At 59.8% G+C, this 12,598-nt stretch carries 15 protein-coding genes; 7 read left to right on the top strand and 8 right to left on the bottom strand.

Going from position 1 to position 12,598, the window contains the following annotated elements:
- Window positions 1–65: 65 nt before the first annotated feature.
- Window positions 66–602: a phosphotransferase-like protein gene (locus PH558_RS12305; RefSeq protein ID WP_285204614.1), complete on the bottom strand. Its 537-nt coding sequence runs from the start codon at window positions 600–602 to the stop codon at window positions 66–68.
- Window positions 603–736: 134 nt separating this feature from the next.
- Complete coding sequence (locus PH558_RS12300; protein WP_095436079.1) at window positions 737–1,609, bottom strand: DMT family transporter; 873 nt, start codon at window positions 1,607–1,609, stop codon at window positions 737–739.
- Between the two features lie 254 nt (window positions 1,610–1,863).
- Between PH558_RS12300 and PH558_RS12295 the strand changes: the two genes are divergently transcribed.
- Together PH558_RS12295 and ispG are read left to right on the top strand one after the other, a co-directional pair.
- Complete coding sequence (locus PH558_RS12295) at window positions 1,864–3,063, top strand: MFS transporter (protein WP_285204612.1); 1,200 nt, start codon at window positions 1,864–1,866, stop codon at window positions 3,061–3,063.
- A 127-nt stretch (window positions 3,064–3,190) separates the two neighbouring features.
- A complete protein-coding gene (gene ispG / locus PH558_RS12290) occupies window positions 3,191–4,444 on the top strand; it encodes a flavodoxin-dependent (E)-4-hydroxy-3-methylbut-2-enyl-diphosphate synthase (RefSeq protein WP_285204611.1) in 1,254 nt (417 codons plus the stop codon).
- Between the two features lie 25 nt (window positions 4,445–4,469).
- Here ispG and PH558_RS12285 read toward each other — a convergent pair whose 3' ends face one another.
- Window positions 4,470–5,111 (bottom strand): LysE family translocator, encoded by a 642-nt coding sequence (locus PH558_RS12285; protein WP_285204610.1) that lies wholly within the window; start codon window positions 5,109–5,111, stop codon window positions 4,470–4,472.
- Between the two features lie 229 nt (window positions 5,112–5,340).
- Window positions 5,341–6,255, bottom strand: a complete 915-nt coding sequence (locus PH558_RS12280; protein WP_285204608.1) for a polyprenyl synthetase family protein — start codon at window positions 6,253–6,255, stop codon at window positions 5,341–5,343.
- A gap of 176 nt (window positions 6,256–6,431) precedes the next feature.
- Here PH558_RS12280 and mtgA point away from each other — a divergent pair, with 176 nt between their 5' ends.
- From mtgA to rpmF, 3 genes are all read left to right on the top strand, one after another.
- Window positions 6,432–7,181, top strand: coding sequence for a monofunctional biosynthetic peptidoglycan transglycosylase (gene mtgA / locus PH558_RS12275; RefSeq protein ID WP_168192565.1), 750 nt, complete (start codon window positions 6,432–6,434; stop codon window positions 7,179–7,181).
- Window positions 7,182–7,309: 128 nt separating this feature from the next.
- Entirely contained in the window at window positions 7,310–7,957 is a 648-nt protein-coding gene (locus PH558_RS12270; RefSeq protein ID WP_285204607.1) for a glutathione S-transferase family protein, read from the top strand.
- Window positions 7,958–8,129: 172 nt separating this feature from the next.
- Window positions 8,130–8,315, top strand: a complete 186-nt coding sequence (rpmF, locus tag PH558_RS12265; RefSeq protein WP_003543812.1) for a 50S ribosomal protein L32 — start codon at window positions 8,130–8,132, stop codon at window positions 8,313–8,315.
- Between the two features lie 347 nt (window positions 8,316–8,662).
- Here the strand turns inward: rpmF and phaR are convergent, their stop codons facing one another.
- A complete protein-coding gene (gene phaR, locus PH558_RS12260) occupies window positions 8,663–9,235 on the bottom strand; it encodes a polyhydroxyalkanoate synthesis repressor PhaR (RefSeq protein ID WP_069611531.1) in 573 nt (190 codons plus the stop codon).
- 241 nt (window positions 9,236–9,476) lie between these two features.
- On the opposite strand from phaR, the gene PH558_RS12255 reads away from it, so the two are divergent.
- Entirely contained in the window at window positions 9,477–10,658 is a 1,182-nt protein-coding gene (locus tag PH558_RS12255) for an acetyl-CoA C-acetyltransferase (RefSeq protein WP_095433148.1), read from the top strand.
- 162 nt (window positions 10,659–10,820) lie between these two features.
- On the top strand, window positions 10,821–11,546 hold the full coding sequence (gene phbB, locus PH558_RS12250; RefSeq protein ID WP_069611533.1) for a beta-ketoacyl-ACP reductase: 726 nt from the start codon (window positions 10,821–10,823) through the stop codon (window positions 11,544–11,546).
- A gap of 211 nt (window positions 11,547–11,757) precedes the next feature.
- On the opposite strand, the gene PH558_RS12245 is transcribed toward phbB, so the two are convergent.
- The 3 genes from PH558_RS12245 to PH558_RS12235 all read right to left on the bottom strand — a co-directional run bounded on the left by PH558_RS12245 (window position 11,758) and on the right by PH558_RS12235 (window position 12,536).
- Window positions 11,758–11,931 carry a hypothetical protein gene (locus PH558_RS12245; RefSeq protein ID WP_285204602.1) on the bottom strand — a complete coding sequence of 58 codons (174 nt, stop codon included), beginning with the start codon at window positions 11,929–11,931 and terminating at the stop codon, window positions 11,758–11,760.
- Between the two features lie 148 nt (window positions 11,932–12,079).
- Window positions 12,080–12,334 (bottom strand): YMGG-like glycine zipper-containing protein, encoded by a 255-nt coding sequence (locus PH558_RS12240; RefSeq protein WP_069611534.1) that lies wholly within the window; start codon window positions 12,332–12,334, stop codon window positions 12,080–12,082.
- 46 nt (window positions 12,335–12,380) lie between these two features.
- Window positions 12,381–12,536 (bottom strand): DUF3309 family protein, encoded by a 156-nt coding sequence (locus PH558_RS12235; protein ID WP_075853478.1) that lies wholly within the window; start codon window positions 12,534–12,536, stop codon window positions 12,381–12,383.
- Window positions 12,537–12,598: the final 62 nt, after the last annotated feature.

The following is a 12,598-nucleotide window of genomic DNA, read 5'->3' as shown; positions in this document are numbered from 1 at the left end:
CGGTTTGGAAGCTTCGCTCGACTGGCGGTTTGCGCTTGTGCCTGCGGAAAACGCGTTGATCCGGTTCAAGTCGCCGCCGTGCGCCGCTTTTCCCATTCTTCGACTATGAGTGCCACCAATGTGTCGAGCGGCCGGGTGGTGTCGATTTCCAGGTCGTACCGGCAGTAATTGTGCGTCTTCAGATGGTAACGGGCTTCGCCGATATAGCGGTTGCCACGTTCTCTCTCGCGACGTTCAACCTCTTCGATCGGTGCATGCACACCGACCCAGAACACGTCGAGATTCGCCAGCAAACTTTCGAGGTGGTCGGCCCAGTTCTGTTGCTCGACGATATGCTCCACAATCAGATCGTTACCGGCATTGGCGAAGGCAGCGATGGAGCGATGAAATCCATCGAAGAATCTGCTGCGCTCATCCGGTGACCCCGCGGCGGCGTTATGTTTCAACGCCCGAAAACCTGCATCGGCCAATTGATCCGAGGCATAATAGCAAAACTCCGGCAGCACTTCCCTCAGTGCTTTTGCCAAGGTCGATTTGCCTGCGCTGGATGTGCCATTCAGGAAGATAATGCAGCCAGGGATTATGCGGTATTCCAATTCCAATCACTCTTCGAAGGCTGCAATGTTCACCATGCTGATGCCTTTTCCGATGTCCTGGCAAAAGAGATCGAGTCTCAACCTATATATGTGTTTGTATAGAATATAGGCTTTTATGATTGCAATAGTGTCGGCTGCCATCAAGCGGCAGCCGTTCGCCGCTTCATCCGTTCGCTGATAATGATGATGAATCCCGCGCTCAGGATCAGGATGGCGCCGATGAAGGTGTTGGCGCCGGGAATGTCGCCCCAGATCAGGTAGCCGAGCAGGAAGGCCCAGACGAGCGAGGTGTATTCGAATGGTGCCAGTACCGAGACGGGCGCCTGGCGCATGCCTTCGAAGAGGGCGAGCTGGCCGGCGCCGGCGATGATGCCGGTCAAGGCGAGCAGGACGATCTGCAGCGGCGTCGGTGTATGCCAGTGGATGATCGCCATGCCCGCGGTCAGGATGATGAACAGGATGTTGGAGACGGCCATCTGGATATGGCTCTTCTCGTGCAGCGCCGTCTTGCGCAGGAGCACCATGCCGCATGCCCAGAGGACGGCGGCCTGCAGCGCTAGATACACCGGCCAGGAAATCGACAGCCCCACAGGATTGGAGGCGATCACCACGCCGCAAAAGCCGACGCCGACCGCCATCCAGCGGGCGACGGTGACTTTTTCGCGCAGCACGATAGTTGCGAGAATCGTGCCGACGATCGGAGCGGCGTAGTATAGCGTCGTCACCTCGGCGAGCTGCAGGTAGGAGGCCGCCGAATAATAGGAAATCCAGGCGATCAGGATGATGACGCTGCGCACGATCATCGGCTTGATGATCGGCGAGCGCGCCACCTTATGAACGAGCGCCGGGCCTTCGAAGACGAAGCAGCCGGCAAGGATGGTGCAGCTTCGGATGAACAGGACCTGCCAGACCGGGATGGAGGCGACGAGCAGCTTCACCGCCGAATCATGCGCAGTGAACAGCATGTAGGCAAACACCGTAAGCAGGATGCCATAGCCGATGGAGTTTTTCACGAGGATGCACCAGAGGATGACCCGGCTTGGGCCGACCGAAGAATCTTTCAGGCTTCAACCGATAGGAGCCTACTTTTTCCGCGTCAATAGGACATTTTGCCGATGGCATGCACATATGAATGATTTATTCGGGGTTATGGTGTCTTTGCCTCCGCTTTAACAGACGGAGATGAAATGTGACCGTTTCGGTTTTTTCGATCGTTGAGATTTCAATCGATTTAAATAGACTGCGGCGCAAATTTGGAGGAATTTTCATGGACAACGGGACGAGAATGGAGGGCTTGAAGGAGCACAGGAGCCCGTTTTTCACCAAATCGCGTGCTGCGGTGTCGCTGATGTTTCTCATGAACGGCTTCATGGTCGGCTGCTGGGCACCGAAAATTCCCGAATTCGCCGAGCGGCTGCAACTGACGAAATTCGAACTCGGCCTGATGATCCTCATCTTCGGCGTAGGCTCCCTCGTCATGATGCCGCTCGCCGGCGCCCAGATCGCCGTGCGCGGCTCGCGCGTTGTCGTGCAGGCCTTTGCGGTGCTGCTGCTGCCGATGATCCTGGCGTTAACGCTGGCGCCGAATGTCTGGACGGCGGCGATCGCGCTCTTTCTCTTCGGCGGTTTCATCGGCGCCATGGATGTGGCCATGAATGCCAATGCCGTCTCGGTCGAAAAATCCATGCGCCGGGCGATCATGTCCTCCTGCCATGCCTTCTGGAGCCTGGGCGGTCTTTTGGGCGCGGCGATCGGCGGACTGCTGATTTCTCGCTGGGGCATTCTCGGCCATGCCGAAGCCTCGACCGCAATTGCCGCGCTTCTCCTCGCCATTGCTTGGCCGATGGTGCTCGGCGATCAGCCGCATCATGATGAGGCCAAGCCGAAGGCAAAGCTGCCGATGATCCCGCTGCCCTGGCTGCTCGGCATCGTCGCGCTCTTCTGCATGGTGCCGGAAGGCGCGGTTCTGGATTGGAGCGCACTCTATCTCAGTCAGGAAAAGGGCGCCTCGGTGGCGCTCTCCGGCTTCGGCTACGCCGCTTTCTCCGCCACCATGGCGACCATGCGTTTTGCCGGCGATTTCGTCCGCGATTGGCTGGGCGCGATCAAAACATTGCGGGTCTGCACGGTCTTCGCCATCGTCGGCATGCTGACGGCGGCGCTCGCGCCGAACGCGGAAATCGCCATTCTCGGCTTTGCGCTCTGCGGCATCGGCATTTCCAATATGGTGCCGATCGCCTTTTCCGCTGCCGGCAATATTCCAGGCCTGCAGCCGGGCATCGCCATTTCGGTCGTCACGACGCTCGGCTATTCCGGTATGCTGGTTGCGCCGTCGGCGATCGGCTTTGCCGCCGAGCATGTTGGCTTCTCGCCGGTTCTGATGGCGCTACCGGTGCTGCTGCTCGTCGTGCTGGCATTGTCGTCGCTGGCGCGCTATGCCGACGGTATCGGGGATGCCAAGCATTAATTTCGTCGCTTTTGCGCGGTAGCGGCTGAAGTCAGCAGATCAAAAGAGATTGTCGCAGCGGTTGACAACGACCGCTCCGTGATCCACCTGAAAGACACCCCATTTTCGAGGCCTGCGAGAGCTTTACATGTCGTCCGCCACCGATTTCGATCCGAAACCGCGCCGTTCCTCCGTTGCCGTCGATGTAGGCGGTGTGATCGTCGGTGGCGGTGCCCCCGTCGTCGTGCAGTCCATGACCAATACCGACACGGCCGATGTCGATTCGACCGTCGCTCAGGTCGCCGCCCTCTACAAAGCCGGCTCGGAACTCGTGCGCATCACCGTCGATCGCGATGAAAGTGCGGCCGCCGTGCCGAAGATCCGCGAGCGGCTATTGCGCCTCGGCATGGACGTGCCGCTCATCGGCGATTTCCATTATATCGGCCACAAGCTGCTGGCCGATCATCCGGCCTGCGCCGAGGCGCTGGCGAAATACCGCATCAATCCCGGCAATGTCGGCTTCAAGGACAAGAAGGATAAGCAGTTCGCCGAAATCATCGAGATGGCGATCCGCTACGACAAGCCGGTGCGCATCGGCGTCAACTGGGGCTCGCTCGATCAGGATCTTTTGACCGCGCTGATGGACAAGAATGCTGCCGAAGGCTCGCCGCTGTCGGCCCGGCAGGTGACGCGCGAGACCATCGTGCAGTCGGCGCTGATCTCGGCCGATCTTGCCGAGGAGATCGGCCTGCCGCGCAACCGCATCATCCTTTCGGCCAAGGTCAGCCAGGTGCAGGACCTGATCGCCGTCTATTCCATGCTGGCCGAGCGCTCCAACCATGCGCTGCATTTGGGCCTCACCGAGGCAGGCATGGGCTCGAAGGGCATCGTCGCTTCTTCCGCCGCGATGGGCTATGTGCTGCAACATGGCATCGGCGACACCATCCGCGTTTCGCTGACGCCGGAGCCGAATGGCGACCGTACCCGCGAAGTGCAGGTGGCGCAGGAATTGCTGCAGGTCATGGGCTTCCGGCAGTTCATCCCCGTGGTTGCGGCATGCCCCGGCTGCGGCCGCACGACTTCGACGGTCTTCCAGGAACTGGCGCAGAACATCCAGAATGACATCCGCAAGAATATGCCGGTCTGGCGCGAGAAATATCCGGGTGTCGAAGCGCTGAACGTCGCCGTCATGGGCTGCATCGTCAACGGTCCGGGCGAAAGCAAGCATGCCGATATCGGCATTTCCCTGCCCGGCACTGGCGAAACGCCGGCCGCCCCCGTCTTCATCGATGGCCAGAAGGCGATGACGCTGCGCGGTCCGAATATCGCTTCCGATTTCGAGGCGCTGGTGACCGACTATATCGAAAAGCGATTCGGCCGGAAGAACGTCGCGGCGGAGTGATCCGCCCCTTAATGCCGAGGATGGATCAGATATTGCTCGTCAGCAGCTTGATGCCGGCGAAGCAATAGAATCCCGCCATGGCGCCCTCGATCCAGCGGCGGGCATTGCGATATACCTTCAGCGCATGCGATGTCGAAAACAGGATCGCATAGCCCGTGAATGCCAGAAGACCGGTCGTGCCGCAGAGGGCGATGATCAGCACCGCTACGGAAGCGGGCGCGCCCTGCGGCATGCCGAGTGCGATGATAGCGAGCCAGGCGAAGATCGCCTTGGGATTGGTCACGTGGATGCCGTAGCCACGCAGGATCAGCGATTTGAAGCTAGGCGTCTTCTGCTCCATCGTGGCTGTCGGTAGCTCCCCGCCGGCACGCACGGCACGGAATGCCTTGTAGGCGAGGTAAAGCAGATAGATGCCGCCGAAGATTTTCAGAACTTCCAGCGCCATCGCATAGGTCTGCAGCAGCGTCGCAAGGCCCGCCGCTGCGGCAATCGCCCAGGTCATCGATCCCCCGAATATGCCGAGCGAGATCGTCATGCCAGCCTTGCGGCCATGGGTCATCGATGTGCCGATGATAGCCATGATGGCGGGGCCGGGACTGACGACGGCAATGATGTAGGCGATATAGGCCGGTAGGATCTGCGGTAGGTAGGCAAGGGTCTCGTGCATGGAAGATGTCCCGGGGGTGTCGGCCGGCGCGGAGAATTCTGCGTTGTCGGCCAACTCGGATAGGCAATTTGTCATAAAGCACGGCCGAAATCACCCGGCGCAATCATGGATTCTTGTGATGGTGACATTTCATGGCTGAATGGATGGCCATGGCTAAATGGGCATGGGCCGGTAGCCGTTGCCGAGTGGATGACTCACCCTCGGGCAACACCATGAAGGTACTTCGCGATCAGCTCTTGCGGTTCGCAACGAAGCGAGCGGTTTCTATAAGGACATCCGCCTTGCCACCATAGCCGGACAGCAGGTCGGCCGCTTCCTTCACCAGCCTTGCGAGTGTCGTTTCGGCCCATTCTTGGCCGTGGAGAGCCACCAGCGTGCCTTTGCCACGAGCGGCATCCTTGCCGGTTGCCTTGCCCATCGTTGCGGCATCGGCAGTGAGGTCGAGCAGATCGTCGGCAAGCTGGAAGGCAAGGCCAATCTTTTCACCGAAGGTCCGGAGGCGCTTGCGGTCTTCGGCGGAGGCGCCCGAAATGATGGCGCCGGCCTCGCAGGCAAAGCGGATCAGCGCGCCCGTCTTCATCGCCTGCAGCGTCGTTATGCCGTTTTCATCGGGCGCTTCCTTCTCGGCCGCTAGATCAAGCGCCTGTCCGCCGGCCATGCCGCCGATGCCGGCCGCGCGTGACAGTGCCAGCACCAGCGCCATTTTCCGGTCCGCCGGCAGGTCCGTTTCGGGGGCGGCGATGATGTCGAAGGCGTAGGTCAGCAGGCTGTCACCCGCAAGAATCGCCGTTGCGTAATCGAAGGCGATATGCACGGTTGGCTGGCCGCGGCGCAGATCGTCGTCGTCCATGGCTGGCAGGTCGTCATGGACGAGGGAATAGCAGTGCACGCATTCGAGTGCGGCGCCGACCCTGAGCGCCGCCTCTGCATTGCCGCCGAGAAGGGCTGCCGCTTCCATGACCAGGAAGGGACGCAGCCGCTTGCCGCCGTTCAGGACGCCATGGCGCATCGCGCTCAGGAGCCTGTCGGGGCGGGTGATCTCGTCGCTAAGGCTGGTGTCGGCCAGCAGCCGGGTCAGCAGTGCCTCGGTCTTGCCGGCATTGACCTTGAGCCGCTGTTCGAATGAGGTATCGGTGCTGTCCATGGCCGCTGTTTGGCATGAGAGGCGGTTGCTGGCAACGAGAATTGTCAACAGCCGGGTGGGGAATTGCGTCGCACTCTGGTCATCGCTTTGCGTAGACGGTATGACGAGTGCAGCATCAGAGCGTTTCCCGGATACATCAGGCGTGCCGGGATGGAGCGATCGTGGACGTCAGGCATTTGGACATATCGACGGACAGTGAGGAGGAGGAAGCCGAGGTGCCGCGACGCTCCTCCCTGTTGGCGCGCTTCAGGGACCGTCCGTTCTGGCAGCGCATTGTCCTCGTCCTGATCGGCTTTTTGCTGCTCCCCTATGTCTTCATCGTCTTCTACCTGCTGCCTTTCCTCCATCCTGTCTCCACCCTGATGATAGGCGATGCCGTCACCTTTCAGGGATATGACCGCCGCTGGGTCCCGCTGGAAAAAATCGCGCCGGTGCTGGTGAAATCCGTCATGGTCTCGGAAGATGGGCAGTTCTGCTTTCACGGCGGCGTCGATTGGGGCGAGATGAGGGTTCTCGTCGAGGAGACGCTGAGCGGCAAATCCACTCGCGGCGGCAGCACGATCCCGATGCAGACGGTGAAGAACCTGTTTTTGTGGAACGGCCGCTCCTTCGTGCGCAAGACGCTGGAATTGCCGCTTGCGGTTTCCGCCTCGGCCGTCTGGTCGAAACGCCGGATGATGGAGATCTATCTCAACATCGCCGAATGGGGACCGGGCATTTACGGCATCGAGGCGGCGGCACGCTATCATTTCAAGGTGCCGGCCTCCAAGCTCACGGCACGTCAGGCGGCACTTCTTGCCGTCTCGCTCCCCAACCCGATCGATCGGGTGGCAAGCAAGCCGGGACGAGGCCTCAGCCAGCTCGCTTCGCTCATTCAGCGCCGCGCACGCAATGCCGACGCATATATCAAATGCCTTTATGACTGATATCAGAACTTGTCGTTCGATCGGCTTGTCGTCATCTGGCATCCTTGGCCATGACGTAGGCGCGGGTTTGAATCATGTCAAAGAATTCTTTCCCTTCGGGTTGCGGCGCTGAAAAGGAAACCATGATCGTGGACAAGCTCACTCTCTATATCGGCAACAAGAACTATTCGTCCTGGTCGTTTCGGCCGTGGATTGCGCTGGAGGGGTGCGGCATTCCTTTCGAAGAGGTGCTGATACCCTTCGATTTTCCCGGCGGAAATCCGCGCATTCGTGAGGTGTCGCCGACGGGCAAGGTGCCGATGCTGGTTCACGGCGATTTCAAGGTATGGGAATCCTTTGCCATTATCGAATATGCGGCCGAGCTTTTCCCGGATGCCGGGCTTCTGCCGAGAGATCGCCAGGCGCGTGCATTGGCGCGATCCTATAGCATGGAGATGATTTCGGGTTTCAGTGCCCTGCGCAACAGCTGCCCGATGAACATGCGCCGCCCGATCGCCCGCCGCGATCTGCCCGATGGGGTGATGGAGGACGTGGCGCGCATCGAAGCTATCTGGCGCGAGGCGAGAGCCGTTTCAGGTGGCCCTTTCCTGTTCGGGAGCTTTTCCGGCGCGGATGCCATGTTTGCTCCCGTCGTCAGCCGCCTGGAGCGTTATGACATCGCGGTTGCGGCGGATACGCGAGACTATATGGCGGCCATGAAGGCGTTGCCTGCCTGGCAAAAATGGGAGGAAGCGGCATTGCAGGAAACATGGATCGTGCCGGAGGATGAGGACTGATTCGGCCTCGACTATCCGCGAATCTGGTGCGGCGGGCAAAAAATGCTATTTGGGACTGGTCAAAGCCCGGCAAGCCATGTATAAGCCCGCCCAATTTCCGAAATTGATGCATGTCTGTTTCGGCCGCCTTGCTGGCCGTGGACATGTTTCGTCCGTACATGGAGTAACGAGAATGGCTGTACCGAAGAGAAAAACGAGCCCGTCCAAGCGCGGTATGCGCCGCTCTGCTGACGCCCTGAAGGCTCCGACCTACGTCGAAGACAAGAACTCCGGCGAACTGCGTCGTCCGCACCACATCGACCTGAAGACCGGTATGTATCGCGGCCGTCAGGTTCTGACGCCGAAGGAAAGCGCATAATCCAGCGCTGCCTTGATGGCATGAATGAGAGGGCTGGCGGTTCGCCGGCCTTTTTCTGTTTGTGATTGGGGTTTGTGCGGGGGAGGCGGCTGCTTGCGTGCCGTGCGGCTGATACCCCCTCTGTCCCTTTCGGGACATCTCCCCCACGAGGGGGGAGATCGTTGGGAGTATGTCGCTTCTTCCTGGAATAAACTTTATAGGTCAGCTTCAGCAGATGCGCCTGTGATTTGTGGCGAGAAGGTACTGCGGATTACCAATCTCCCCCCTTGTGGAAGAGATGTCACGGAGTGACAGAGGGGGTGAAAACTCTCCATGAACGCACAGGCCTTTTCCAGTGCTGTCTTATCTCACAGACTATCCAGCTTGTTCTGCATGGCGCGGAGCTGTTCCTTCAATTCGTCGATGTCCTTGGCTTCGGCCTTGCGGCTTTCCTTGGCCGGCGGCTTCATGAAGGGCGAGAACATCTGCATGGCCTGCTGGAACATCTCGGTGTTGCGGCGGACCTGCTCCTCGACCATCTGCATCGGCAGCTGCAGGTTCTTGCCGAGAGGCGTCTCGCCGAAAGCGCGATTGATCTGTTCGCGCATCTGCGTCTGCTGCTCGGTAAAGGCACGCATCGAGTGCTCTAGGAAGCTCGGCACCACCATCTGCATCTGGTCGCCATAATAGCCGATCAGCTGGCGGAGGAAGGAAATCGGCAGCAGCGTGTTGCCGGTCTTCGATTCCTGTTCGAAAATGATCTGTGTCAGGACCGAATGCGTAATGTCTTCACCGCTCTTGGCGTCCTGGACGATGAATTCCTCGCCCTTCTTCACCATCTCCGCCAGATCGTCCAGCGTCACATAGGTGCTGGTGCCGGTATTGTATAGGCGGCGATTGGCATATTTCTTGATTACGATCTGGCCCTCATTTTTTGCCATTATCAGTCTCCTGGCCCCGTCTGATTGTATGGAATATTCCTCCACTCCGGAGTGTAGACGCAAAAGAAGCTTGGTGACAATCGGTTTGTGCGATGCGGCAAGGCCTTTCCTTTAATTGGATTTTTTGAAGGCGGTGACAGCTTCGTGAAATCTGCACGATGAAAATTCTTGCTGTTTGACTCAGAAGCAAAGCTTTGACAGTTTCGCCTCATATACGTGTCCATTCTGTGAGGAGGCTTCCATGAGCAGTTCATCCATCGTCGTCGCCAGCGCTGCCCGCACTGCGGTTGGTTCGTTCAACGGCGCTTTCGCGACCGTTCCGGCGCATGAACTCGGCGCGGCCGCCATCAAGGGTGCGCTGGAGCGCGCCGGCGTCGATGCTAAGGAAGTCGACGAAGTGATCCTCGGCCAGGTACTTCAGGCCGGCGAAGGACAAAACCCGGCCCGCCAGGCCGCAATGAAAGCCGGCATTCCGCAGGAAGCGACCGCGTGGGGCGTGAACCAGCTTTGCGGTTCCGGCCTGCGTGCCGTGGCGCTCGGCCTGCAGCAGATCGCAACGGGCGACGCGAAGATCATCGTTGCCGGCGGCCAGGAATCCATGTCGATGGCGCCGCATGCCGCGAACCTTCGCTCCGGCACCAAGATGGGCGACATGAAAATGATCGACACCATGATCAAGGATGGCCTAACGGACGCCTTCTACGGCTATCACATGGGTATCACGGCCGAAAACATCGCCCGGCAATGGCAGCTTTCGCGCGATGAGCAGGATCAGTTCGCCGTTGCCTCGCAGAATAAGGCGGAGGCCGCCCAGAAGGCCGGCCGCTTCAAGGACGAGATCGTCCCTTTCACGATCCAGACGCGCAAGGGCGACGTCACGGTCGATGCTGATGAGTATATCCGCCATGGTGCGACGATGGAGGCCATGGCGAAGCTGCGCCCGGCCTTTGACAAGGAGGGCTCCGTCACCGCCGGCAACGCTTCCGGCCTCAATGACGGCGCCGCCGCTGCGGTGCTGATGACCGAGGCGGAAGCCTTGCGCCGCGGTATCCAGCCGCTGGCCCGCATCGTCTCCTGGGCGACGGCCGGCGTCGACCCGCAGATCATGGGGACCGGACCGATCCCGGCCTCGCGCAAGGCATTGGAAAAGGCCGGCTGGTCGGTCAGCGATCTCGATCTCGTCGAGGCCAACGAGGCATTTGCCGCCCAGGCCTGCGCCGTCAACAAAGACCTCGGCTGGGATACATCGATTGTCAACGTCAATGGCGGCGCGATCGCTATCGGCCACCCGATCGGCGCCTCGGGCGCACGCGTCCTCAATACGCTGCTGTTCGAAATGAAGCGCCGCGGCGCCCGCAAGGGGATTGCCACGCTGTGCATCGGCGGCGGCATGGGCGTCGCCATGTGCTTCGAAGCGCTTTAAAATCAAAGACGTAGAGCATGATGTCGTCCGAAAGCCGTATGACACTTTTCGGCATCATGCTCCAAGGCGCCTTGAAAGGTATTTCCAGAAGAAGTGGTGAAAGCGGAGCGGGCGACCCGACCTTCGGGCGTCCCGCCTCCGCAACAAAAAGGGGAGTGGCACATGAGTAGAGTGGCATTGGTAACCGGCGGTACGCGGGGCATCGGAGCTGCCATTTCGATGGCGCTGCACAATGCGGGTTACAAGGTGGCGGCAACCTATGCCGGCAATGACGAGAAGGCCCGGGCTTTCCACGATGTGACGGGTATCTCGGTCCACAAATGGGATGTCACCGACTATGAAGCGTGTGGCAAGGGCATCGCCAAGGTCGAGCACGATCTCGGCCATGTCGACATCCTGGTCAACAATGCCGGTATCACCCGGGACGCCATGTTCCACAAGATGACGCCGCAGCAGTGGCACGAGGTCATCAACACCAATCTTACCGGCCTGTTCAACATGACGCATCAGGTCTGGCAGGGCATGCGCGACCGCAGCTTCGGCCGCGTCATCAATATCTCCTCGATCAACGGCCAGAAGGGGCAGATGGGGCAGGCGAACTACTCCGCCGCCAAGGCCGGCGATCTCGGCTTTACCAAGGCGCTGGCGCAGGAAGGGGCTGCCAAGAACATCACGGTGAACGCGATTTGCCCTGGCTATATCGGTACGGAGATGGTGCTGGCGGTCCCGGAAAAGGTGCTGAACGAGCGCATCATCCCGCAAATCCCCGTTGGGCGCCTCGGCGAGCCTGAGGAAATCGCCCGTATCGCGGTGTTCCTCGCCAGCGACGATGCCGGTTTCATCACAGGATCGACCATATCTGCCAACGGCGGCCAGCTCTTCGTATAAGTGATTCCAGAAGAAGCGCAGGGCGGGTTTCCCCCCCCGAAGCTGCGTAAAGGCAATGAGATGGAGCGGTTCAGAGCTCTTGCGGGAGGCTGAGCCGCTTCAGGCCATTTCGAGCGGGATGCCGAAAAGTGTCAGGCAGCTTTCGGACGACTCGACCTAAAATTATCCGGCTCCAGGGGCGGATTAAGAGTTCCCAAGTACGGGCGTGCAATCATCCCCGGTTTGAATTTGCCTGCTGTCGCTGCCGTGGCTTGAATTCCAGAACCACGGCTTCAAATGCAACCTGCTGCTTTTCCTTGCCGCGTGCTCTTGCCGCGCTGGCGAGGGCGTAGAAAGTCGTGCCGATGAGCACGAGTGCTGCAATGCTTGCGATGATTGCGGCCATGGTGCCGTTCCTTTCTCAAAACACTGCCACCTTCCCGCGGTTGATGGCGCGGGAAGACGATTTTCGTGCGGGAACGGTTGTTCCGTGAGTTTGTTCCACAGCGGGTCCTGACCGGCCGTCAAGGACGATCGGTCAGGCGACACCGGCTTTAGCGGCAGCGAGCTTCGTAACGGTGACCATACCGGTCGCGGTAGATGCAATATCCGCGACGATCTTCCGAGCGTCCGATGAGGTTGCCGACCACGCCGCCAGCGACTGCGCCGACAGCGGCGCCACCCCAGCTATGCGTGGCTACGCCGCCGATCAGCGCGCCGGTACCGGCGCCGATGGCCGTGCCTTTTTCAGTTGCCGTGCACGACGCCAATGCGCCGAGGAGGGCGATTGCGACGATGATCTTCTTCATGGTGTTAGCTCCCTAGTGTTGCGAGGTTTGAACGATAACCTGCGGATCAGATCCGTCCCATCAATAACAGAATGAGGACAATGACGAGAACAAGCCCGAGACCACCCGATGGACCATACCCCCATGCCCGGCTGTAACCCCAGCTGGGTAGTGCGCCGATCAGCAGCAGAATCAGTATCACAAGCAATACCGTACCAAGCATGATGTGTCTCCTCGATGTCCATCGCTTGAATATAACGCCAATATCGCTTTCCGATCCGGCGT

This window comes from Rhizobium pantanalense (assembly GCF_030182525.1).
Lineage (GTDB): Bacteria > Pseudomonadota > Alphaproteobacteria > Rhizobiales > Rhizobiaceae > Rhizobium.
This window is presented reverse-complemented; position numbering and strand designations above follow the sequence as displayed.